The organism is Pseudonocardia sp. EC080619-01 (genome assembly GCF_001420995.1).
Classification (GTDB): domain Bacteria; phylum Actinomycetota; class Actinomycetes; order Mycobacteriales; family Pseudonocardiaceae; genus Pseudonocardia.
Genome location: NZ_CP012184.1, coordinates 4,618,406 through 4,640,613 on the forward strand (window position 1 = coordinate 4,618,406; position 22,208 = coordinate 4,640,613).

Here is a 22,208-nt window from a genome sequence, read left to right on the forward strand (position 1 = left end):
GGTCCGCACCGGGATGACCTGGGGCGCCCGGCTGGTGGTCGGCGGTCTCGTGATGCTGATCGCCGTGGTCGGCGTGACCGCGCTGCGGGTGTGGCAGGTCGCCCGGATCGACGACCAGCGCCCGGTCGACGCCGTGATCGTGCTCGGGGCGGCGCAGTACAACGGTGAGCCGAGCGCGGTGCTCGCGGCCCGGCTGCGACACGCGGAGGACCTCTACCGCGACGGTGTGGCCCCGCGGATCGTCACGGTCGGCGGCGGGCAGTCCGGTGACCGCTACACCGAGGCCGAGGCCAGTCGGGAGTGGCTCATCGAGCAGGGCCTGCCGAGCACCGCGGTCGAGGCGGTGCCGGAGGGCGTCGACACGCTCGGCAGCCTGCAGGCCGTCGCCGGGACCGCGCGCGAGCAGGGCTGGGAGTCGGCGCTGCTCGTGTCGGACCCGTGGCACAGCCTGCGCGCCCGCACGATGGCCCGCGACGCCGGGCTGGAGGCGTGGACGTCGCCGACCCGCAGCGGACCGATGGTCCAGACCCGGGAGACCCAGTTCCACTACATCTACCGCGAGACCGGGGCGCTGCTGTTCTACGAGCTGACCCACGCCTCGGTCGACACCGCGAGCAGCGGCCAGGGATGACCTCGTCCGTGGACCCGGGCTACACCCCGGCCGACGCCGAGCGCAGGCACCCCGAGCCGCCCAAGGGGTCCGGGCTCGGTGAGCGCGGCCGGGTGGAGCGGCGCAGCCCGTTCTCCCGTGACCGGGCGCGGGTGCTGCACTCCGCGGCCCTGCGCCGGCTGGCCGGCAAGACCCAGGTCGTCGGGCCGGGGGAGGGCGCCGAGGTCACCGGCATCCCGCGGACGCGGTTGACGCACTCGCTGGAGGTCGCCCAGATCGGGCGCGGGATCGCCGAGGAGCTGGGTCTGGACCCGGACGTCGTGGACGCCGCGGGGCTCGCGCACGACATCGGTCATCCGCCGTTCGGGCACAACGGTGAACGTGCTCTCGACGAGGCCGGAGCGGCGTGCGGCGGGTTCGAGGGCAACGCGCAGACGTTGCGGATCCTGACCCGGCTGGAGCCGAAGTCCCGCTCGGTCGACGGCCGCGTGCCCGGCGGGCTCAACCTCACCCGCGCCACCCTCGACGCGTCCACCAAGTACCCGTGGCCGCGCCGCGGCGCGGAGCGGAAGTTCGGCGCCTACGCCGACGACGCCGCCGCGCTGGAATGGGTGCGGCTGGGTGCCCGCCCGGGCGTGCGGAGCACGGAGGCCCAGGTCATGGACTGGGCCGACGACGTCGCGTACTCCGTGCACGACGTCGAGGACGCGGTGCTGGCCGGCCGGATGGATCTCGCCGTGCTGTCGTCGCGGGCCGAGCGGGAGGCGCTCGCGGCCGAGGCCGCGGCCGGGTTCGGGGCGGACGCGGCCGCCTGCACCGAGGCCGCGGCCCGGCTCGACGCGCTGCCGGTGGTCCGGGCCGTCCGCGGGTTCGACGTGCGCACCGCGGCCGGTGACGACCTGGTCGCCATGAAGCGGATGACGTCCGAGCTGGTCGGGCGGTTCGCGCTGGCCGCCACCGACGCGACCCTCGACGCCCACGGCGACGCACCGCTGGCCCGGCACCGTGCCGGGCTGGTCGTCCCGGCGCGGGCCGAGGCCGAGGTCGTGCTGCTCAAGGCGCTCGCGACCCGCTACGTGATGAGCGACCCGCAGCGGCTGGCGATGCAGTCCCGCCAGCGGGAGCTGCTCCACGAGCTGGTCGCGACCCTGGCCGGGCGGGGCCCGGCCGGCCTGGACCCGGTCCGGGCCGAGGACTGGGCGGCCGCCCCCGACGACCGGGCCCGCCTGCGGGTCGTCGTCGACCAGGTCGCGCTGCTCACCGACCCGCAGGCGATCGCGTGGCACCGCGAGCTGTGCGGTCGCGACCGGGGCGGGCGCGCGGTCAGCGCAGGCTGACCGCCGGCTTCGCCGCATCGGCCTCGGTCGGGACCGACCGGTCGGGGCAGGTCCGCAGCACCCGGTCGATCGCGTCCCGCTCCGCGGCGGTGACCCAGAGCCGGTACTTGGTCTTCACCGCGACCTGGCGGGCGACGTAGGCGCACCGGTACCCGCGGTCCGGCGGGAGCCAGGTGGCGGCGTCGCCGTCGCCCTTGCGGCCGTTGGTCGGGCCGTCGACGGCGACGAGGTTGAGCGGGTCGTTCCCGATCCGCTCGCGGGTGGCCTCGTCGAGCTGCTGGGCGCCCTTCTGCCAGGCGTCCGACAGGGCGACGACGTGGTCGATCTGGACCTTGTCGCTGGTGCCCTGGCCGCGGGTGAAGGAGATCGTCGTCGCGGTGTAGGAGTCGCGCAGGGAGCCGGTCAGCACGACGCAGTCGCGGGTGCCCGCCTTGAACGTCTCACGGTCCATGTCGCGGGCGAGGACCTGGTTGCGCTGGTCGCAGCCGTCTCGGTCGATGTCGGCCCAGCGGCGCCCGAACTCGTCGCGGGCGTACCCGGTCTTCGGGGCCCGGCCCTTGACCTGCAGGCCCGCGAGCGCCGCCGACGCGTTCCCCGCGGCGGGCGCCGCGGCGTGGCCGTCCGGCGACGACGGCGCCGCCACCCCCGCCTCGACCACGTCCGTCTCGACCACCCCGGTGCCGGCGGCCGCCAGGTCCGCGAAGGACCCCGGCGCTCCGCAGCCCGCCACCACCAGCACCGCCGCCAGCACCCCTGCGGCTCTCACCCGACGACCCCGATGCCCCTGACGACCACGACGACCACGCACGGAGCGATGTTCACCGACGCGATCGGCGGCGGGCGGCGGACACGCCGCGCGGGTCGTCACTCTGTGTGAAAGCTCGCTCGGGGTGGTCCGGGTCGTGCTACGGCGCCACCGGTGAGGTCCCGCCCACCTCCGCTTGCCGATATCTTTAGCAATGCGTTGAAGTAGTGGGGTGACCTTCCCGCGTTGGCTCGTTCCCGTGCTGGCCGTGCTCTTCGTCCCGCTCTGGGCGTCCGGCTTCATCGCGGGCAAGATCGCGACCGGGTACATGGAGGTCCCCACGGTCCTGCTCTGGCGGTTCGTGATCGCGCTGGCGGTGATGCTCGCCGCCGCCCTGGTGCTGCGGCCCGGGCTCCCGTGCGGCCGTGCCTGGATGCACCTCGGCGTCACCGCGCTGCTGCTGCAGGTCGGGCAGTTCTCGTTCGTCTACACCGGACTGTCGTCGGGCGTGCCCGCCGGGCTGTCCAGCCTGATCCTGGGCATGGCGCCGCTGCTGGTCGGGCTGCTGACGCCGCTGCTGCTCGCGACCCGGCTCGGCGTCGCGCCGGTCCTCGGGCTGCTGATCGGCGCGGTGGGCGTCTACGTCGTGCTCGCCGACGACCTGGGCGGCGGCATCGGCGGCGACGTCGTCTTCCCCGTCCTCGGGATGCTCTCGCTGACCGCCGGCACGCTCTACCAGAAGCGGTTCAACGACCGGACGCCCGTCGTGACGAGCGTCGTCGTCCAGATGGGGACGTCGCTGGTGGCCACCCTGGCCGCCTGGCCGTTCCTCGGGGCGGGATGGCTGCCGTCGTCGGCCGGGGGGTGGCTGGCCGTCGGCTGGCTCGGGATCTTCAACTCGGCCGGGGCCTTCGTACTGATGTTCCTGCTGCTGCGCTGGCGCTCGACGGTCTTCGTGTCGTCGCTGCTCAACCTGGTCCCGGCGACGACGGCGCTGTGCGCGGTCCCGATCCTCGGCGAGCCGCTCACGGTGCAGGCCGTGCTGGGTCTGTGCATCGCGCTCGTCGGGATGTTCGTCGGTCTCGGCAGGCTCCCGGGCGCCCGCAGGCGGGCCGTCGAGGCCGCCGATCCGGCGCCGGTCGGGACCGCGCCCCGGAGCTGAACCGGCGGGCCTAGAATCGGAGCCGTGGCAGGACGGATCCGGGACGCTGACATCACCGAGGTCCGGAACCGTGTCCGGGTCGAGGAGATCGTCGAGGAGTACGTCGCGCTCCGCCGCGCCGGTGCCGGCTCGCTGAAGGGGCTCTGCCCCTTCCACGACGAGAAGACCCCTTCGTTCAACGTCCGCCCCTCGCACGGCACGTTCCACTGCTTCGGCTGCGGCGAGCACGGCAGCGTGATCGACTTCGTGATGAAGATGGAGGTCATCGGCTTCCCGGAGGCGGTCGAGCGGCTCGCCGACCGGTGCGGGGTCCGGCTGACCTACGAGGGCGGCGGGTCGTCGGTCCAGCGGGACCGCGGTACCCGCTCCCGGCTGCTGGAGATCAACCGCAAGGCCGCCGAGTTCTACGCCGAACAGCTGCGCACCCCGGCCGGCCGGGCCGCGATGCAGTTCCTGTCCGAGCGCGGGTTCGACCTGGCCGCCGCCGAGAAGTTCGGGTGCGGCTACGCGCCAGCCGGCTGGGACACCGTCACCAAGCACCTGCTCGGGCAGGGCTACCAGCTCGACGAGCTGATCAAGTCCGGGATCGCGAAGGAGGGCCGCCGCGGCGCGATCGACCGGTTCCACCGGCGGCTGCTGTGGCCGATCCGCGACCTCGGCGGCGACGTCGTCGGGTTCGGTGCCCGCCGCCTGTTCGACGACGACGGCATCGAGGCCAAGTACCTCAACACCTCCGAGACGCCGGTCTACCGCAAGACGCACGTGCTGTTCGGGCTCGACCAGGCCAAGCGGGAGATCGCGAAGTCGCGCCAGGTCGTCGTCGTCGAGGGCTACACCGACGTCATGGCGATGCACCTGGCCGGGGTGCCGACGGCCGTCGCGTCCTGCGGCACGGCGTTCGGTTCCGAGCACATCTCGGTCATCCGCAGGCTGATCGGCGACGACTCGTTCGACCGCGGCGAGGTGATCTTCACCTTCGACGGCGACGACGCCGGCCAGAAGGCCGCGCAGAAGGCGTTCGAGGGCGACCAGAGCTTCGCGACGCAGACCTACGTCGCGATCGCCGCCGACGGCCAGGACCCCTGCGAGCTGCGGCACAACCACGGCGACGCCGCGGTGAAGGACCTCGTCGCCCGCCGGGAGCCGCTGTTCGAGTTCGCGATCCGCACCGAGCTGCGCAACCACCGGCTGGAGACCGCCGAGGGCCGGGTCGCGGCGCTGCAGCAGACCGTCCCGATCGTCGCCAAGATCAAGCGGGAGGACCTGCGCGACGAGTACGCCCGCCGGCTGGCCGGCTGGGTCGGGTGGGACGACATCGCCGTCGTCGTGCGGCGGGTACGCGAGACGGCAGGGGGCCCGGCCGAGGGCCGGTCGCGCCGCCGGGCGCCGCTCCCCGCCCCGAAGCGCGACGACACGCAGCTGCACCTGCAGCGCGAGGCGCTCAAGGCCGCCCTGCAGATCCCCGGCGTCGTCGGGCCCGGGTTCGACGAGCTCCCCGAGGCCGGTTTCACCCACCCGCAGTTCGCCGCGGTGCAGCGGGCGATCCTCGGAGCGGGTGGGGTGGGAGCCGGGCTGGAGGGGCCGGAGTGGCTCGACGCCGTCGTCGCCGAGATCGCGACCGACGACGTGAAACGGCTGGTCAGCGAGCTCGCCGTCGAGGGACTGGAGCTCCCCAAGCGGAACACCGACGAGCTCCGCTACGTCAACGGCGTCCTCGCCGGGGTACGGCTCGGCCTGGTCGAGCGCGAGATCGCCGATCTCAAGTCGCAGCTGCAGCGGACCAACTCCGAGACCGACCACGACGAGTACATGGACCTGTTCGGCGTGCTCGTCCCGCTGGAGCAGTACAAGATCCAGCTGCGCGAGCAGGCCGCCGGGGTCGCGTCGTGAGCGGGTTCTGGGGCCGGCTGTTCGGCCGGGACCCGGTTCCCGCCGCCGTCGCCGACCGGCTGGGGAGCGAGGAGGCGGTCGTCGCCGTGGCGACGGTCGCGGGTGGCGGGACGCTCGTCGTCACGTCCTGGGGGGTCTGGCCGCCCGCGGGGGAGCGGATCGGCTGGCACGAGATCGCGAAGGCGACGTGGGACAGGACGGCGCTGGTGGTGACGCCGACGACCGCCGAGGAGATCGCCCCCGGCACGGAGCTGCTGTCCGACGCCGTGCCGCAGCGGTTCCGACTCCCGGAGCCCGGGAAGGTGCCCCAGGCGGTCCGGGACCGGGTCGACCAGTCGATCCGGTCCCGCAACCGGCGCGAGCTCCCCGGCGGCGGGGCGTGGGTGCTCCAGCGCAGGATCCCGGGACGGGACGGGCTGATCGTCCAGGTCCGGCCGGACACCGGCACCGACCCGGTGGCCGTCCGGCGGCTCGCCGAGGGCATCGCGGACCGGCTGCCCGGAGGCGACGCCGGGTGAGGGCGCCGAGGTGACGGCCGCGAGCTGGGACCCCGAGCTCTACCGGGCGTTCGACGACCACCGCTCCCGCCCGTTCGTCGACCTCCTCGCGCGGGTCGGCGCGGTCGATCCCGGGCTGCCGCGGGTCGTGGACGCGGGTTGCGGGCCGGGCCACCTCACCGGCCTGTTGTCCCGGCGCTGGCCGGACGCGACGGTCGACGCGTTCGACTCGTCGCCGGACATGGTCGAGGCCGCGCGGTCGGCGGGCGTCGACGCGGCACTGACCGACGTCCGGGACTGGACCCCGCCACGGGACACCGGCGTGCTCGTCAGCAACGCGGTGCTGCAGTGGGTGCCCGAGCACGCCGACGTCCTGCGCCGGTGGATCGCCGCGTTGGCTCCCGGGGCGTGGCTCGCGATGCAGGTGCCCGGCAACTTCGGCGCGCCCTCACACGTCCTCACCCGCGAGGTGGCGGCGCAGCCCCGCTGGCGCGCACGGATCCTGCTGCGCGGCGACGAGACCGTCCTGGACCCGCTCGGCTACGCGGACCTGCTCGCGCACTCCGGGGCCGTGGTCGACGCGTGGGAGACGACCTACCTGCAGCGACTCGAGGGCGACGACCCGGTCCTGCGCTGGATCTCCGGCACGGCGCTGCGGCCCGTGCGCGACGCCCTCGACGACGACGCCTACGCCGCCTTCGTCGACGAGCTCGCCCCGCGGTTGCGCGCGGCCTACCCGCCGAGCGCCGACGGCAGCACCTGGTTCCCGTTCCGCCGTGTCTTCGCGGTGGCCCGGAAACACTGACCGCCCGCCGCGAGGTGCCTCAGGAGTGCCCGTCGCCGTCGGCGCGCTCGCCACGCACCTTGCCGATCGCGCCCTCCACGCCCGCCTGCGCGACTCCCGCCGCGCCCTGCACCACGGGATGGTCCACGGCCCGGTGGTAGGCACGCACCAACTGCTCGTACCGCTCGTGCCCGGCTCTGGTGCCGAGGACGTACCCGACCGCGACTCCCACGAGGAACCTGACCATTCCCCTCACCTCCGACCGCGACCGTACCCGGGTGCCGCGGGGCGCCGGGGTGGTACCCGGATCGGGTCCCGACCTGCGACAACAGCGGCCGAACGGGGGGTTGCGAGACGGGTCCGGAGGGTGTTGTAGAGTTTGATCCGTCGCCGGGACGAGTGTTCAGGGCGGCGACAAGCGGTCCTCCGTAGCTCAATGGCAGAGCACCCGACTGTTAATCGGGCGGTTACTGGTTCGAGTCCAGTCGGAGGAGCACATTCCCCAGGTCAGAGACTCACAGAACAGGTTCGGCTGCGATCGGCCCCCAGTGAACCCCCGCTCATCGGGTTCCGGGGGTCGATGTGTCTCCGCGACACCCTGCCCGCCTTCTCGAGGTCGCACGCCGTCGTGGATCCGATGATCCGTCGAAAGTCGGACCACCCCCGTCCCCGGATGCGCGATCCTGGGGCGATGAGATCGTCCTCGACCGGTCGCGGATCCGGCCCGCCGGCGACTCGCGGAGGTATCCGTGTGCGTCTCGGGCTCGTGCTGCTCGCGTCGCAGATGCTCTACCTGCCGCTGGAACTGCTCGTGGTCCGCACGGTGAGAGCGCCGTACGACCTGGTGGGAAGCACGATCAGCGAGCTGGGTGCGGTCACCTGCGCCGAGTACCCCGGTCCCGCCGCTGTGGTGGCGGTCTGCTCGCCGTGGCACGCGGTGATGAACACCGCGTTCGTCGTCTTCGGGGCCCTCATGGCCGTCGGAGCGGTGCTCGCCCGACCTGCGTTCCGCCCCGGCCGGCTCGGCACCGTCGCGGCCGGGGCGTGGGTGGTCACCGGGCTGGGCTCGATCGGTACCGGGCTGGTGCCGGTCGACGTGTCGGTGGATCTCCATCTGCTCGTGTCGAATCCCGTCGCCGTCGCGCAGCCGTGCGCGCTGCTCCTCACCGCACGGGTGTTGCCGCGGCCGAGTCCGCTTCTCGCCGCGACCGGTACCGCACTCGGTCTCGTCGCGGCGGCCGCCACCGTGGTGTTCCTGGGAGCGGGTCCGCCGGAGCTGGGTGGGCTCCTGGAGCGGCTGGTCGTCTGGCCGGCCACGGTGTGGCTCGGCGCTGTCGCCGTGCGCCTCCTGCTCCGCGACGAGGAGCCATCACGCGTCCGGTAGTGCGGCCCGGCCGTCGTCGGGCTCGATCTCCCGCACGGGCGAGGTGGCCGGGCGGAGCCGATCCACGCCAGGTGGGGGTGGCGACTCCGGTCCGGTCACTGGTCGCGCGGACCGAGAACTCCGTCGACGGCGGTGTACAGGGTGTCCGTCTCGGTCTGCAGCAGTGACTCCTCGGCGGGCAGCGCCCGCTCCAGGCCGAGCCCGTTGACGACGGTGAGCAGGAACTTCGCCCGTCGTGCGGTGTCGTCGGCAGTGACGGCGCCCTCGTTCGCCAGCACGGTCAGCCAGTACTCGACCCGTCGCTGCATCTCCCGCTCCATGGCGAGGTAGGCGGCCCGGTTGTCCTCGGTCGGCTCGGGCTCGACCCACTCCCGGACGACCTTCAGCGTCGCGGCTCGCGCCTGTTCGCCCACGCCGGTGCCGACGAGCACCTGGCGGAGGCAGCCGACCAGCCGGTCCCGGGCGGGCGTCGTGGTGTCGTGGATCGTGTCGTCGGAGACGACGAGGTCGTAGATGCGGGTGAGCACCTCGTCCTGCAGTTCGCGCTGGGTCGGGAAGTGGTAGCGGAGCGATCCCGTGCTCACCCCGGCCCGGGCCGCGACCGCCCGCACGGTCAGTCTCGTCCCGGGGTCATCCCCGAACATCTGCATGGCGGCGCGGAGGACCTTGTCCCGGCTGCTCGGCTCACCGTCGTCACGCTCCATGGTGCACCTCCTCTCGCATCGTACTAGCACAACGTGTTAGTTTCTCGGTGCAGCGGCTAACACAGTGTGTTAGCCAGGTCGGACGAGCGTCGGGGGACGACATGTTCAAGCAGTGGCGACCTGACCGTGCCGTCCGGCGGGTGAAGCCGGGGGACGGGCGTCCGTTGAAGCGCTTCCGCTGGTGGCAGATGCTCACCGGCCGGGCACTTCTCCACCTGCGGCTGACGGGCGACGACGGCCGTCCGGTCGAGTACAGCGTCGACGTGCGGCACAACGGCGACAAGGAGGACGGCGTCGTGCGGGCCCAGCTCTACCGCGACGGCCGCCACCACGCCGAGTCGAAGGTCCCCGCCGTCTTCCCCGTCGAGGGCGGCGCGATCGAGGTGGCGACGACGAGCTTCGGCGTCAAGCGGTGCCACTACGTGACGACGGCCGGTGCGGAGTACCAGCTCACCCCGGACCCGAGGTCGGCCGAGGGACGCCGGGCCCGGTTCGAGCGGGAGAGCCCCGGGCTGAGTCGCGTGCTCGGGTTCGTCTCGGTGATCGTCGTCGTGATCGGTCTGGGGCTCAACATCCTGCAGATCCTCGAACCGATCTCCCGGATCCCCCCGATCGCCGAGAACATCGGCGTCTTCGTGTCGCCGATCCACCTGCCGATCTGGCTCAACATCACGCTCGCCGTCGCGGCCGCGCTGGGGAGCACGGAACGGGCCCTGCGGCTCCGCTACCACTGGCTGCTCGACGCCGGTGGGAACTGACCCCGCGTCACGTCGTACACGCACCCCGGTGGGGCGTGACGCAGCGCGCGACCGCCCGGTCGTGAGACCTTCCCGGTCGGACCGCCCAGCGGCAGGGCCCGCCGGGTGACGGCTCACCCGGCGGGGGACGGAGGTCGGGATGGGCCGACGGCGCGCGATCGCCGGCGCGGTGCTGCTCGATCTCGCCGTGAGCCCCCTGTTCGCGTGGGACGTGTTCACCGCGTCGGCGCAGCGTGAGCTGGGGGCCGGGACCACCGCGCTGGCCGGCGTCTTCTCCGTCGGTCTCGCGGCGTTCACGGCCGGGGTCCTCGCAGGCGGCCGGATCGCCGACTCGGTCGCTCCCCGCCGTCTCGCACTGGTGACGGCGGCCGGCAGTGTCGCCGGTCTGCTCGGGAGCGCCGCGGCGACGTCGGTCGTCGTCCTGGTGATCGCGTTCGGCGTGGTGCTCGGTGCCACCGCCGGACTCGGCTACGCGACCGCGGTGCGGGTGGCCGGGACCGTGCGGTCCGGCCGGGGGCTCGCGCTCGGGCTGGTGGTGGCCTCCTACGCGGTCGGGACCGCGGTCCTCGCCCCGGTCGCGGCGGTCCTGCTTGTGGTGGCCGGCCGCGGCGGGACCTTCGTCGTGCTGGCCGCGGTCCTCGGCGCCGTCCTCCTCGCCGCCGCGGTGCTGCTGCCGGGCGCCGCCCCGGAAGCCCCGGACGCCCCGGCTGCGCCGTCCGGCACCGACGGCGGACGGGTGCCACGCCGCCCGGTCGTCGCCCTGTGGCTGGGGTTCGGTCTCGGCAGCGCACCGGCCCTGGCTGCCTTCGCACTCGCCGGCCGGCTCGCCGGACCGGCCGCGGCCGTGGCGTCGGCGGTGGTGCTGCTCAACCTCGGCAACGTCGTCGGGCGGCTGGTCGCCGGACCGGTCTCGGACCGGGTGGGCCGCCGCGCGACCCTGCACGCGAACTCGGCGCTGCTCGTGGTCGTGTGCGTCGCGCTCGCCGCCGGGGCGGGCGGCCCCCTGGCGCTGACGGCGCTGTTCCTGCTCGGGACCCAGTACGGCGCGCTGTCGACCCTCGTCCCGGCCGCGGTCTCCGACGTCGTCCCCGGTGGGCGGTTCGGCGCGACCTACGGCCGTGTCTTCACCGGCTGGGGCGTCGCCGGTCTCGTCGCCCCGGTCGCCGCGTCGGCGGGTTCGCTCGCCGCCGGGTACGGGGTCGTCTACTCCGTGTTCGTCGTCGTCGCGGTCCTCTCGTGGGTCTGCGTGGCGGTCCACGGCGGAGGACCGGGGACGGCGCCCGGGCTCACCGGCGGGCGTCCCGGTAGCCCGCGACGGTCGCGATGATCCGGCGCCTGGCATCGGGGTGCGAGTAGCCGAGATGACCGAAGGAGAAGTGGTGGAAGCGCGCCGCGGGATTGCGGTCCGCGAGCACGAGTGCGAACGGGGCCTGCGCGTCGTGGGCGCCGCAGAAGATGTCGAGTCGAACCACGGGAGCGTCGGGTTGACGGGCACGGGCACGATCCCGGACCGGATCGGAGGGCGGCATCTTCCACCGGGAGGCACCCGGACGCCACGGCCGGCCGAAGATCACCGATCGGGAAGAGCGACGGCCGGATGTGGCCGGATCCCTTCCCGACTCGTGATCACCGGGCTCACTGCGGCGGGACGACGGCGCGGATCCGCGGGACGAGCTCGTCGAGCGCGTAGTCGAGGCTGAGGATCGTTCCCCAGCTGAACGCCCCGGAGACGACCGGGTCCTCGATCCACAGCACCCTGCCCTGCTGCACGACCGGCAGCGCCGCGTGGAGCGGGCTGTTCTCGATCTCCGGCCGGACCTCGGGGGACGCGCCGATGTTCCACACGAGCAGGTCCTCGGACAGCTCGGACATGAGCTCGTCGGAGACGTCGATCTCGCCGTACTCGTCGGGCGCGATCCCGCCGATCTCGCCCGGCACGGTGAAGCCGAGCCCGCCGAAGAACCGGGCGCGCACGTCGTTGCCGGACCGCACGACGCTGGCGCCCGGCTCGAACCGCTCCGCGACGACGGCGGTCCTCCCCGCGAACTGCGGGTTCTGCGCGGCGGCCTCGGCGAACCGGCCCTCGACACGCTGCACCAGCCCCACCGCCTCCTGCTCGCGGCCGAGCGCCTCGCCGGTGGCGCGGGTGGCCTCCTGCCAGGTGACGGTGAAGTTCGTGAACTGCTGGTCGGGGACGACGGTCGGGGCGATCCGCGACAGCTGGTCGTACTGCTCCCGGGTGGTCCCGTTGTAGAGGCTGAGGATCAGGTCCGGCTGCAGGGAGGCGATCTCCTCCAGCGGGGGAGCCTCCTCGTTGCGGACGCCGCCGTTCAGTACGACCGGCGTCGCACCTCCGAGCTCGTCCTGCGCCCACGGCCAGGTCGCGCTCGGGTAGTCGCCGTACCACTGGCTCACCGCGACCGGCGTCACGCCGAGGGCCAGCAGCGGGTCCTGGTCGGACAGGCCGAGCGCGATCACCCGCGTCGGCTCGGCCGGGATCTCGGTGGTGCCGTAGGCGTGGTCGATCCGCACGGGGAACGTGCCGCCACCGTCGGTCGCCGGCCCGGGGGCAGCGGGCTCCCCGGACGACGTGCAGCCGGCCACCAGGAGGACGGTGGCGAGGGGCAGGAGTACCGCGGTGCGCAGGCGACGCCGCAGGGCGGGGCGGAGGTACACGAGTCGACCCGTTCGTCCGAGGAGATGAGTGTCGCCTAACCTAATCCGCGCGGGACCGGATGACCATGCCGCGATCGCCGTCCGGCGGCCGGCACCGCGCGGGCGACCGCGTCCCGCGCCGCCTCCGGTGGGACGCCGAGGGTGAGGAGGTGCCCGAGCGCGACGTCGGTCTCGTCGCCGTCCCACCGCCCGCTCTCCGCCGCCCGCAGGTAGGTCGCCGAGCCGTTCTCCAGCACCTCGCCGAGGATCGCCGCGTCGACGTGACGTGCGAACACCCCGGACTGCTGGCCGTGTGCGATCAACCGGGCCATGACGGCGTGGAACGGCGTCATGGCGGCCCGCACCTCGGCGTCCATCGTCTGCCGGGCGAGGGTGATCAGGGGGCCGTTGCGCCGGGCGGTGCTCCAGGTCCGGACGACGACGGCGGCCAGCTCCGTGGCGGGGTCCGCCGCGGCGGTGTCGACCTCCCCGACCTGCTCGACGAAGTCGGCAGCCGCGGCGTGCACCAGCGCGACCAGCAGGGCCTGCCGGTTGGCGAAGTGCCCGTAGACCGTCCGCCGGACGACGCCGGCCCGGGCGGCGACGTCGTCGAGCGTCGCCTCCGGGTCCTGCCGCAGCACCTCGCTGGCGGCGTCCAGGATCGACCGCCGGTTGCGCTCGCGGGCGGAGGACCTCTTCATCACGAGTGCATTTTTGCACAAGCTGTGCAAGTCTAGAAGGGACCGAACCGCGCACCCGGACGGAGCGGACGATGACCACCACGCAGGACACCGAGCCGCTCCGGCTCGGGGCGGACTTCTTCGACGACCCGGACGCGCTGTACCGGGAGCTGCGGGTGGACCGGCCCGTGGTGCGGGCCGTCGCGCCCAACGGCCTCTCGTTCTGGATGATCACCCGCTACGACGACGCCCGGGCCGCCCTCAACGACGGCCGGCTCGCCAAGGACGCCGCGCGCATCCCGGAGATCCTCGCCCGCGAGGAGGAGGCCCCGTCGGCCCGGGCGCTCGCCGAGTCCCTGGTCCAGCACATGCTCAACGCGGACCCGCCCGACCACACGCGGCTGCGCAAGCTCGTCGGCCGGGCCTTCACGATGCGCGCGATCGCCCGGCTGCGGCCGCGGATCGAGGAGATCGCGAACGAGCTGGCCGACGCGATGGAGGCCGCCGGGCCCGACGTCGACCTGCTCGACGAGTTCGCCTTCCCGCTGCCGATGACGGTCATCTGCGAGATTCTCGGCGTCCCGCAGGGCCGCCGCGACGACTTCCGCGAGTGGTCGAACACGCTCCTCTCCGGCGCGGGCGACGACGAGCGCGGGGCGGCCGCCGGCGCCATGGCGCAGTTCCTCGCCGAGCTGGTCGCCGACAAGTCCGCGAACCCGGGCGACGACATGCTCTCCGAGATCGTGCGGGCCTCGGAGGACGGTGACTCGCTCAGCCACGCCGAGACGACGGCGATGGCGTTCCTGCTGCTCGTCGCCGGGCACGAGACGACGGTCAACCTGATCGGCAACGGGATGCTCGCGCTGCTGCGCGACCCCGAGCAGCGGGACCTGCTCCGGCGCGAGCCGGAGCGCGTGCCGAACGCCGTCGAGGAGTTCCTGCGCTACGACGGCCCGGTCAACCTCGCGACCTTCCGGTTCACCGCCGAGCCGGTCGAGTACTCCGGCACGACGATCCCCGCCGACCAGTTCGTCCTCGTCTCACTGATCGGGGCGAACCGCGACCCCGAGCGCTACGCCGACGCCGACCGGCTCGACGTCACCCGGGACACCTCGGGCCACCTGGCCTTCGGCTACGGCATCCACCACTGCGTCGGCGCGCCGCTGGCCCGGCTGGAGGGCGAGGTCGCCTTCCGCACCCTGCTCGAACGATTCCCGGACCTGACGCTCGGCGGTGAGCCCGGCCCGCACCGGGAGAGCACGCTGATCCACGGGCTCACGAGCCTGCCGGTGCGGACCGGTCCCCGCTGAACTGCTGGCTGCCGATCACCCCGAGGAGCTCGAACCGTCGCGCGGTCTCGCTGCGCGGTGCCGCGGTGAGCACGAGCAGCGCCTGCGACCGGTCCTCGGTGAACAGCACCTGGCAGTCGACCTCGAGCGGGCCGAGCTCGGGGTGCAGCAGCGTCTTGTGGTCGGCGAACCGGCGGCCGACCTCCTGGAGCTCCCAGAGGCCGTCGAACTCGGGGCTGCGGTCGCGCAGTACCCGGACCAGCTCGCCGGCCCGGGACTCCGGCCCCAGCAGCCCGAGGGCCGCGCGCAGGGTCGCGACCTGTGCGCGGCTCTGCCGGTCCCGGTCGTCGGAGGGGTAGCGCTCGCGCTCGGTGGGATCGGTGAACCAGCGGTAGACCTCGCTGCGGGCGTGCCCGGTGTGCCGGGCGTGGTCACCGAACAACGCCCGGGCCATGTCGTTCTGCACGAGCGTCTCGCCGAGCACGGACAGGACCATGGCCGGGGTGTCCTGCAGCCGGTCCAGCACACGGAGCAGTGCCGGGGCGACGTGGCCGGACAGCGGCGCCGTCGCGGGTGCGTTGCGCCCCGCGCACCGGAACAGGTAGTCGCGTTCCTCGGAGCCGAGGCGCAGCGCCCGGGCCAGCGAGGCGAGCATCTGCTCGCTCGGCTGCGGGCCGCGCTGCTGCTCCAGCCGCGTGTAGTAGTCGGTCGACATGACCGCCAGCGACGCGACCTCCTCGCGACGCAGGCCCGGTGCCCGCCGGCGCGGCCCGTCGGGCAGGCCGACGTCGGAGGGGCGCAGGTCCTCCCGGCGCCGGCGCAGGAAGTCGGCGAGTGCGGCGCGGTCCATGCCGCCGAGTATCGGCTCCCGTCCGGTCGGCGGACCAGGGACCGGTGATCCCCCGATGACGGGTCTCTGCCGGAGGCGCCGTCCCCCCGGCGACGGTGGTGCCCATGCAGATCACCGGACGCACCGTCTTCATCCCCGGCTCGACGAGCGGGATCGGCCTGGCACTGGCGCTCGCCCTGCGCGAGCGCGGGAACACCGTGATCCTCGGTGGCCGCCGCCGCGCACTGCTCGACGAGCTCACCGCGGCGCACCCCGGTCTGGACGCCGTCGAGATCGACACGGCCGACCCGGCGAGCATCCGCACGGCCGTCGCGGAGGTCCTCGACCGGCACCCGGACCTCGACGTCCTCGTCGCGATGGCCGGGATCATGCGCGTCGAGGACTGGCACACCCCCGACGGGTTCGTGGCCTCCGCCGAGGAGGTCGTGACCACGAACGTGCTCGGCCCGGTCCGGCTGATCGGGGAGCTGGTCGAGCACTTCCGGACCCGCCCCGCCGCGACGATCGTGACCGTCTCCTCCGGGCTCGCGTTCGTCCCGCTCGGCGCGACACCCAGCTACAACGCCTCCAAGGCCGCCGTGCACATGCTGACCGAGTCGCTCCGCCTCCAGCTCGCGGACACGACCGTGGGGCTGCACGAGATCGTGCCGCCGTCGGTCGCCACCGACCTGCTCCCGACCCAGCGGGAGAGCCCGATCGCGATGCCGCTGGACGAGTTCGTCGCCGAGGTGGTGCAGATCCTCGACACCCGGCCGGACGACGGCGAGGTGCTCGTCGAGCGGGTCGGGTTCCTGCGGCACGCCGAGGCCCGCGGCGACTACGACGACGTCGTCCGCAGGCTCAACGCCTCGGACCCGCACCGCGGGCACGTAGCCTGACCGACGATTCCGACGGGGGAGGGCACGTGACGGCACCGGGGCGGGCGCGGCAGGAACGGATCTACCGCGAGGGGGTCTCCGGCGCGCGTCCGCGGGTCCCCACCGGCCCCGCCGAGCTGGAGCGGCGCGCCCGGCGTGCGATGAGCCGCCGCGCCGACGCCTACGTCACCGGCGGCGCCGGTGCGGAGACGACGATGCGCGCCAACCGGGAGGCCTTCGCCCGCCGGGAGGTCGTGCCGCGGATCCTGCGCGACGTCGGCGAGCGGGACCTCTCGGTGGAGCTGTTCGGCCGCAGGCTGCCCGCTCCGCTGCTGCTCGCCCCGGTCGGCGCGCTCGATCTCGTGCGCCGCGGTGCCGACACCGCCGTCGCCCGCGGTGCCGCCGCGGCCGGCGTCCCGATGGTGATCTCGAACCAGGCCGGTGCACCGACGGAGGAGATCGTCCGGGCCGGTGGGCCCACCTGGTTCCAGCTCTACTGGTCCACCTCCGACGAGCTGGTCGACAGCTTCCTCGCCCGCGCCGAGGCCGCCGGGTGCGAGGCCGTCGTCGTCACCCTGGACACGACGATGCTCGGCTGGCGTCCGCGCGACCTCGACCTGGGGCACCTGCCGTTCGCCCGGGGCATCGGCATCGCGCAGTACACCTCCGACCCGGTCTTCCGGCGGCTGGTCGAGGAGACCCTGGCCGCGCCGCGGACCGGACCCCCGCCGAAGGTCACCCCGCAGGCGGTGCGGACCCTCGTCGAGATCTCCCGGAACGCACCCGGCGGGTTCCTGGAGAATCTGCGCTCGCCGGTCCCGCGTGCCGCGGTGGAGACGTTCCTGCGGGTCTACTCCCGGCCGCAGCTGTCCTGGGACGATCTCGCCGGGCTCCGCGAGCGGACCCGGCTGCCGATCGTCGTCAAGGGCGTCCTGCACCCCGACGACGCCCGCCGGGCCGCCGACGCAGGGGCGGACGGCGTCGTCGTCTCCAACCACGGCGGACGGCAGGTCGACCACTCCGTCGCGTCGCTCGACGCGCTGCCCGGTGTGGCCGCGGCGGTGGGGGACCGGCTGGCGGTGCTGCTCGACAGCGGTGTCCGGACCGGCGCCGACGTGGCGACGGCCGTGCGTCTCGGTGCGCGGGCCGTGCTGCTCGGGCGGCCGTTCGTGCACGGCCTCGCGCTCGACGGCGCGCGCGGCGTCGCGCAGGTCGTGCAGAACGTCGTCGCGGAACTCGATCTCGCGTGCGGCCTGGCCGGTGCGACGACGCCCGCGGGCATCGAGCTCCGCGACCGTCCCTGACCGGCACGGACGGGCCCGCGCACGGGGCCCGGGCGCTCCGGATCCCCGGAAAGATCAGGACGAAACGGACACCTCCTCGCGACGCGCCGCACATTGTTGGGGGCGCGGCGCCCCTCTCGGGGCGAAGGAGGGCTAGGGTCCCCTCTGAAGGTACCGGCAATACGCGAGGAGACATCCGGATGCCACAGGGAACCGTGAAGTGGTTCAACGCCGAGAAGGGTTACGGGTTCATCACGCCGGACGGAGGCGGGCAGGACCTGTTCGTCCACTTCAGCGCGATCCAGAGCTCCGGATACCGCAGCCTGGACGAGGGTCAGGCCGTGACCTTCGAGGTCACCCAGGGCCAGAAGGGCCCGCAGGCGGACCAGGTCGTGCCCTCCTGACCGGCTGACGTCCGACAGACGAGAGACGCCCGGGGTGCTCAGCACCCCGGGCGTCTCCGTGTGTCGGGCCGGTCGTCGGCGGGCGCTCAGCCCGCGAGGCGGGTCTCCAGGCCGGCGACCAGCAGCTCGACCCGGCGGAGCGTCCACGCGCGGGGCGGGTCGTCGACCTGGTCGCGGTACACCGCGCAGACCTCCGGTGCGAACGGCTGCTCGGACTCGAGCACCTGGTCACGCCGTGGGACGTCGCCCACGCTGCCGCCGACGGCGCTCAGCCACGGCTGCACGCCCAGGTTCATGGCCGTCCCGGCGCCGAGGACCGCGTCGTCGGCCGGGAAGCCGGCCGCGATCAGCTGGTCGGTGCACCGCCGGAACGCCGCCAGCATCGCCTCCGGCGCGTTCGGCAGCCGCACCATCGCGGGTGCGAGACCGGGGTGCTGGGCCATCACGTCGAAGGTCGCCCCGGTGAAGGCGAGGAGCTGGTCCTGCCAGCGGCCCCCGGTGTCGGGGAACGCGTCGTCGGTGACGACGTCGTCGACGAGCGCCGCCACGAGGGACTCCAGGCTGGGGAAGTGCCGATAGAACGTCGAGTACTTGACCCCGACCCGGGCCGTCACGGCGCCGACCGTCAGGTCGGAGAAGCCGAGGTCGCGGGCAGCCGCGAGCAACGTCGCCCGGTCGGTCAGCGGCGGGCGTCCGGTACGCCTCGCCGGTTTACTCTCGGTCTCGGTCACGCCCGCATGCTACTGCTCCTGCCCGAACCGGTGGGAGGGTAGTCGCTGATCGACTGACGACTATCTGTGACCTGCATCATCGCTGGTTCTTCGAGCCGTCGGCGGTGCCGCCGGATGGCCGGACGGGCACCTCGCAAAGCGGTCTGACCGTCACTCAGGGTCATGATTCGCCCGCGCGCCCCGAAACGATCTTCCCCAAGGCGGTGAGGCTCGGCGAACCCGGGTCCCAGTACGCGCTGTGTGCGGAGGCGGGCGCGGACTCGTCGGTCGGGGTCGCGGGGTCGTCGCGCCGCGGCAGCGCCGCGCCGGGGGCGGACTCGACGATCCGGGCGCCGAACCCGGGCGCCGCCGGGTTCGCCCCGTGCGCGAGCCCGTTCGGCCCGAGACCCCGCGAGGTGGCGAACAGTTCGCTGCCGGGCACCCGCGAGATCGGGTCGTGCTGCGCCGTCGTCGCCCACACCCGGTCGGCCGGGACGCCGAGCTCCCCGGCGTGGCGGACGCCGGCGCCGGGGCTGCCGACGAACACGACGTCGTCCACGGCGAACCCCGGGGCGGCGGCCCGCCCCGCGACCGTCGAGCCGTACGAGTGGCCGACGACGGTCAGGTGCACCGGCCCGTGGTGCCCGCCACGCAGCCCGTCCTGGAACCGCCGCAGGTCCCCGGCGGCGGAGCGGGCCGGCTCGTCGTAGGCGGCCGCCGCGAGGTGGGCGGGAGCGTCATAGCCGGTCCAGAGCACGGCGGCGACGTCGGTCCCGGCCGCGGTCCGGGTCGCCTCCACGCGCCGCAGGTCCTCGGGCACCGACGCCCAGCCCGCCCCGGTGCCCGGCACGTGGGTGAGGACGTGCGCGGCGCGCTCCGGATCGCCCACGGCGAGCACCACCCGCCCCGGCCCCGCGCCCGCGCCCACGTCGAGCAGCGCCGCGTCGCCGCGGGCGAGCCGCTGCGCGACGGCGTCGAGCCCCGCCAGCGCGGCCCCGGTGCGGGCGGCGGCCGCGGGGTCTCCCGCCTGCCGCTGCCGGGCCGTGAGCGAGCGCAGCCGTGCGCGTTCGGCGTCGAGGCGGATCCGGTTGGCGCGGTCCCGGTCGGCCACCGGCATCCCGTCGGTGCCACCGACCAGGTCGGGACGGGTGCGCGTCAGCCGGTCCCGCTGGTCGCCGGACAGCCCCGCCCACCAGGCGCGGGCCGCGCCGGGCCCGGCGGGGACCGCCGCGGGCGACGCCACGACCGGCCCGTCGCCGCCGGCCGACGCGGCCCGCAGCGCGGCGGTCGCCGCCGCGTCGGACCGGGCGGCGTCGGAGACGGCCTCGTGGACCGCCCTGCTCCACCGGAGGAGGTCCAGCGCGAGCCTGCCGCCGGTCAGCGCCATCCCCGGCACCTGCAGGACCTGCGGGAACCCGACGGCCCCCGGTGCGAGCCGCACCCCGCCGGTGACCAGGTCGACCTCCAGCACCGGGTGCACGTCGAGCGCGGCCAGCACCACGCGGCGCTGGGCGGCGAGCACCTCGCCGGCGTGCCTGCCGAGCACCCCGGCGGCGTGCCCGGCGGTGCCGGCACCGGCGCGCAGCCGGCGGCAGAGCGCGTCGCGGGCGGCGCGGGCCCGGTCGGCGTCGGCGCCGCTCCAGTCCGCCGGCGGGGCCGCGGACCCGGGACGGTCGAGGTCGTCGGCCTCCGCCGCCAGCGTCGCCGCCAGCCGGTCCCAGGCCCCGGCCCGGCGCAGCCAGGACCCGGGATCGGCGGCGAGGAGCTCCGCGAGCGACGGCACGGTGCTCTCACCCGCCGAGGGAGGTCGCGGCGGCGTCGTCCGCGGAACGCCAGGCCGTCGCCGTCGCCCGCAGTGCCCCGGCGGTCCGGGCGGCGCGACCGGCGTCCGCTCGGACCGCGGCGACCAGGCCGGCGTCCAGCGCCGCCGCCGCGCCGGCGGAGGCGAACCCGGCGTCGGGCACCGTCACCGGGACGGCCGCGGCGGCCGCGGTCAGCGTCGCGGCGAGCGCGTCGTACCGCGCGGCGGCCGCGACCAGCCGCTCCGGTTCGACCCGGGCGGTCCCCGTCCCGTCGGCGTCGTGCACCCGGCACTCCTCCCGTCCACCGGCGGGTGCTCGGCACGCCCCGCCGGAGAGCCGGAGTCTGCGCCGGGCGGCACGGGCGGCGCGGCGGAACGCCGGAAGCCGATCGCGGTCGCGATCAGCGGTCACAACCCGGCGTCGCTCTCGATCTTGCTCGGGCGGCGTGAGACCATCTCCGCCGACCGGGTCGGGGTGAGAGGAGCGTCGTGGTCGGCGTCCAGCGGGTGATGACGGTGTCCACCCCTCCCGAGACCGTTCTCGGCTACCTGGCCGACTTCGGGCACAGCGAGGTCTGGGACCCGGGCACGAAGTCGTGCACGCGGTCCGACGACGGCGGCCCGATCGGGGTCGGTGCGACCTGGCACACCGTGTCGGTGTTCAACGGCAGGGAGACCGAGCTCGACGTGACGCTGGTCGACGCCGCCGGTGCGCGGCTGGTCTTCGTCGGGGAGAGCGCGACCGTCACCGCGACCGACGACCTCGTCGTCGAGCCGACCGACGACGGCGGGAGCACCGTGACCTACCGCGCCGACCTGCGGTTCAAGGGCCTGCTCAAGCTCGCCGCCCCGTTCCTGCGGCGCGAGTTCGAGCGGATCGGCGACGAGGTCGAGCGCACCCTCCCGCCGGTCCTGGAACGCCTCTGACGCAGGCCGTCAGTCGTGCTGCCAGAACCCCATCCGGTGGCTGATCTCCCGGCCCGCCGCGACGACGTCGGTGGTGATCTCCTCGATGCGCTCGGCAGGCAGCCGGTAGGCGGGCCCGGACACCGACAGCGCCGCGACGACGGTGCCGGAGTGGTCCCGCACCGGGGAGGCGACGGCGTTGAGCCCGGTCTCGAACTCCTCGATCGACCACGCGTAGCCGAGCTCGTGGACCCGTGAGAGCTCGGTCGTGAGCTTCTTGCGGCCGCGGGCCGGCACGTCGTCCGGCATCGCGTCGGGATCCTCGGTCAGGGCTGCGGCCAGCAGGACCTTCCCGCTGGAGGTGTTGTGCATCGGGGTGATGCGTCCGAGCCAGTTGTAGGTGGTGACCATCGCGGGGCCGCGGGCCTGGTCGACGTTCACCGCGTAGCCGCGGTCGGGGATGGCGATGTTGACGGTCTCGCCGAGCCGGGACGCCAGCTCCTCGCAGACCGGACGCCCCTGGGTCGTGACCTCGAGGCGTTCGGCGACCCGGCCGGCCGGCGGGATCAGCCCGAAGCCGAGCCGGTACTTGCCGCGGTCGCCGATCTGTTCCACGAGCCCGTGCTCCTCGAGCGCGCCGAGCAGCCGGAACGCCGTCGACTTGTGCACGTCGAGCGCCGCGGCCAGCTCGCTCACCCCCGCCTCGCCCCGGACCGCCATGAGTTCCAGGAGCGTGATGGCGCGGTCGACCGACTGCACCCCGGACTCACGGGTACGCACCGGGTTGCCCATGGCGCAACCGTACCCCCGGGCCCGCCGGAGCGTGCGGTGCCCGCCCGCGCGTGAGCATGATCATCCGGCGCGACACCGGGTTGCGCTCTTCCCGCCGCAGGTGAACGCTG

Annotated in this window: 25 protein-coding genes and 1 tRNA gene; 15 read left to right on the top strand and 11 right to left on the bottom strand. The window is 74.3% G+C overall.

What is annotated here, in order from left to right; genetic code table 11:
* The first annotated feature begins 13 nt into the window (after positions 1–13).
* Positions 14–631, top strand: a complete 618-nt coding sequence (locus AD017_RS21665; protein ID WP_029239822.1) for a YdcF family protein — start codon at positions 14–16, stop codon at positions 629–631.
* Positions 628–1,947 carry a deoxyguanosinetriphosphate triphosphohydrolase gene (locus AD017_RS21670; protein WP_060575295.1) on the top strand — a complete coding sequence of 440 codons (1,320 nt, stop codon included), beginning with the start codon at positions 628–630 and terminating at the stop codon, positions 1,945–1,947. Before AD017_RS21665 ends, AD017_RS21670 begins: the two co-directional genes overlap by 4 nt.
* Here AD017_RS21670 and AD017_RS21675 read toward each other — a convergent pair.
* Positions 1,934–2,713: an HNH endonuclease family protein gene (locus AD017_RS21675; protein WP_227012814.1), complete on the bottom strand. Its 780-nt coding sequence runs from the start codon at positions 2,711–2,713 to the stop codon at positions 1,934–1,936. The genes AD017_RS21670 and AD017_RS21675 overlap by 14 nt on opposite strands.
* 211 nt (positions 2,714–2,924) lie before the next feature.
* On the opposite strand from AD017_RS21675, the gene AD017_RS21680 reads away from it, so the two are divergent.
* The 4 genes from AD017_RS21680 to AD017_RS21695 are packed head-to-tail and all read left to right on the top strand — an operon-like array spanning position 2,925 to position 7,046.
* Positions 2,925–3,854, top strand: a complete 930-nt coding sequence (locus AD017_RS21680) for a DMT family transporter (protein ID WP_060575296.1) — start codon at positions 2,925–2,927, stop codon at positions 3,852–3,854.
* Between the two features lie 24 nt (positions 3,855–3,878).
* Complete coding sequence (dnaG, locus tag AD017_RS21685; RefSeq protein ID WP_060575297.1) at positions 3,879–5,744, top strand: DNA primase; 1,866 nt, start codon at positions 3,879–3,881, stop codon at positions 5,742–5,744.
* Positions 5,741–6,262: a hypothetical protein gene (locus AD017_RS21690; protein ID WP_010224235.1), complete on the top strand. Its 522-nt coding sequence runs from the start codon at positions 5,741–5,743 to the stop codon at positions 6,260–6,262. Before dnaG ends, AD017_RS21690 begins: the two co-directional genes overlap by 4 nt.
* 10 nt (positions 6,263–6,272) lie before the next feature.
* On the top strand, positions 6,273–7,046 hold the full coding sequence (locus AD017_RS21695; RefSeq protein WP_060575298.1) for a trans-aconitate 2-methyltransferase: 774 nt from the start codon (positions 6,273–6,275) through the stop codon (positions 7,044–7,046).
* A gap of 19 nt (positions 7,047–7,065) precedes the next feature.
* On the opposite strand, the gene AD017_RS21700 is transcribed toward AD017_RS21695, so the two are convergent.
* Positions 7,066–7,272 (bottom strand): hypothetical protein, encoded by a 207-nt coding sequence (locus AD017_RS21700; RefSeq protein ID WP_010224239.1) that lies wholly within the window; start codon positions 7,270–7,272, stop codon positions 7,066–7,068.
* Between the two features lie 175 nt (positions 7,273–7,447).
* On the opposite strand from AD017_RS21700, the gene AD017_RS21705 reads away from it, so the two are divergent.
* Positions 7,448–7,519, top strand: a tRNA-Asn gene (locus tag AD017_RS21705).
* Between the two features lie 257 nt (positions 7,520–7,776).
* Positions 7,777–8,409 carry a DUF998 domain-containing protein gene (locus tag AD017_RS21710; RefSeq protein WP_060575299.1) on the top strand — a complete coding sequence of 211 codons (633 nt, stop codon included), beginning with the start codon at positions 7,777–7,779 and terminating at the stop codon, positions 8,407–8,409.
* A gap of 95 nt (positions 8,410–8,504) precedes the next feature.
* Here the strand turns inward: AD017_RS21710 and AD017_RS21715 are convergent, their stop codons facing one another.
* Positions 8,505–9,113 (bottom strand): TetR/AcrR family transcriptional regulator, encoded by a 609-nt coding sequence (locus AD017_RS21715; protein WP_060575300.1) that lies wholly within the window; start codon positions 9,111–9,113, stop codon positions 8,505–8,507.
* Between the two features lie 140 nt (positions 9,114–9,253).
* Between AD017_RS21715 and AD017_RS21720 the strand changes: the two genes are divergently transcribed.
* Together AD017_RS21720 and AD017_RS21725 are read left to right on the top strand one after the other, a co-directional pair.
* A complete protein-coding gene (locus AD017_RS21720) occupies positions 9,254–9,871 on the top strand; it encodes a hypothetical protein (RefSeq protein ID WP_227012815.1) in 618 nt (205 codons plus the stop codon).
* 139 nt (positions 9,872–10,010) lie between these two features.
* Positions 10,011–11,198 carry an MFS transporter gene (locus AD017_RS21725; protein WP_060575302.1) on the top strand — a complete coding sequence of 396 codons (1,188 nt, stop codon included), beginning with the start codon at positions 10,011–10,013 and terminating at the stop codon, positions 11,196–11,198.
* Here the strand turns inward: AD017_RS21725 and AD017_RS21730 are convergent.
* From AD017_RS21730 to AD017_RS21740, 3 genes are all read right to left on the bottom strand, one after another.
* The gene (locus AD017_RS21730; RefSeq protein ID WP_060575303.1) at positions 11,158–11,343 is read right to left on the bottom strand and encodes a hypothetical protein; all 186 of its coding nucleotides are present in this window, start codon (positions 11,341–11,343) and stop codon (positions 11,158–11,160) included. The genes AD017_RS21725 and AD017_RS21730 overlap by 41 nt on opposite strands.
* Positions 11,344–11,506: 163 nt before the next feature.
* Positions 11,507–12,547: an iron-siderophore ABC transporter substrate-binding protein gene (locus AD017_RS21735; protein ID WP_060575304.1), complete on the bottom strand. Its 1,041-nt coding sequence runs from the start codon at positions 12,545–12,547 to the stop codon at positions 11,507–11,509.
* Between the two features lie 35 nt (positions 12,548–12,582).
* On the bottom strand, positions 12,583–13,227 hold the full coding sequence (locus AD017_RS21740; RefSeq protein WP_010224255.1) for a TetR/AcrR family transcriptional regulator: 645 nt from the start codon (positions 13,225–13,227) through the stop codon (positions 12,583–12,585).
* Positions 13,228–13,298: 71 nt separating this feature from the next.
* On the opposite strand from AD017_RS21740, the gene AD017_RS21745 reads away from it, so the two are divergent.
* Positions 13,299–14,516 (top strand): cytochrome P450, encoded by a 1,218-nt coding sequence (locus tag AD017_RS21745; protein WP_060575305.1) that lies wholly within the window; start codon positions 13,299–13,301, stop codon positions 14,514–14,516.
* On the opposite strand, the gene AD017_RS21750 is transcribed toward AD017_RS21745, so the two are convergent.
* Entirely contained in the window at positions 14,482–15,345 is an 864-nt protein-coding gene (locus AD017_RS21750) for a helix-turn-helix transcriptional regulator (RefSeq protein WP_060575306.1), read from the bottom strand. The genes AD017_RS21745 and AD017_RS21750 overlap by 35 nt on opposite strands.
* Positions 15,346–15,449: 104 nt before the next feature.
* On the opposite strand from AD017_RS21750, the gene AD017_RS21755 reads away from it, so the two are divergent.
* The 3 genes from AD017_RS21755 (at position 15,450) to AD017_RS21765 (ending at position 17,889) form a co-directional block, all read left to right on the top strand.
* Positions 15,450–16,223: an SDR family oxidoreductase gene (locus AD017_RS21755; protein ID WP_060575307.1), complete on the top strand. Its 774-nt coding sequence runs from the start codon at positions 15,450–15,452 to the stop codon at positions 16,221–16,223.
* A 26-nt stretch (positions 16,224–16,249) separates the two neighbouring features.
* Positions 16,250–17,506 (top strand): alpha-hydroxy-acid oxidizing protein, encoded by a 1,257-nt coding sequence (locus AD017_RS21760; protein WP_060575308.1) that lies wholly within the window; start codon positions 16,250–16,252, stop codon positions 17,504–17,506.
* Between the two features lie 179 nt (positions 17,507–17,685).
* On the top strand, positions 17,686–17,889 hold the full coding sequence (locus tag AD017_RS21765; RefSeq protein ID WP_010224265.1) for a cold-shock protein: 204 nt from the start codon (positions 17,686–17,688) through the stop codon (positions 17,887–17,889).
* An 86-nt stretch (positions 17,890–17,975) separates the two neighbouring features.
* Here the strand turns inward: AD017_RS21765 and AD017_RS21770 are convergent, their stop codons facing one another.
* From AD017_RS21770 to AD017_RS21780, 3 genes are all read right to left on the bottom strand, one after another.
* Entirely contained in the window at positions 17,976–18,620 is a 645-nt protein-coding gene (locus AD017_RS21770; protein ID WP_010224267.1) for a TetR/AcrR family transcriptional regulator, read from the bottom strand.
* Between the two features lie 160 nt (positions 18,621–18,780).
* Positions 18,781–20,382 (bottom strand): alpha/beta hydrolase, encoded by a 1,602-nt coding sequence (locus AD017_RS21775; protein ID WP_060575309.1) that lies wholly within the window; start codon positions 20,380–20,382, stop codon positions 18,781–18,783.
* A gap of 7 nt (positions 20,383–20,389) precedes the next feature.
* Entirely contained in the window at positions 20,390–20,686 is a 297-nt protein-coding gene (locus AD017_RS21780; protein WP_060575311.1) for a hypothetical protein, read from the bottom strand.
* A gap of 203 nt (positions 20,687–20,889) precedes the next feature.
* Between AD017_RS21780 and AD017_RS21790 the strand changes: the two genes are divergently transcribed.
* On the top strand, positions 20,890–21,327 hold the full coding sequence (locus AD017_RS21790; RefSeq protein ID WP_010225502.1) for an SRPBCC family protein: 438 nt from the start codon (positions 20,890–20,892) through the stop codon (positions 21,325–21,327).
* A gap of 9 nt (positions 21,328–21,336) precedes the next feature.
* Here AD017_RS21790 and AD017_RS21795 read toward each other — a convergent pair whose 3' ends face one another.
* Positions 21,337–22,098 (bottom strand): IclR family transcriptional regulator, encoded by a 762-nt coding sequence (locus AD017_RS21795; protein ID WP_060575312.1) that lies wholly within the window; start codon positions 22,096–22,098, stop codon positions 21,337–21,339.
* Positions 22,099–22,208 lie beyond the last annotated feature (110 nt).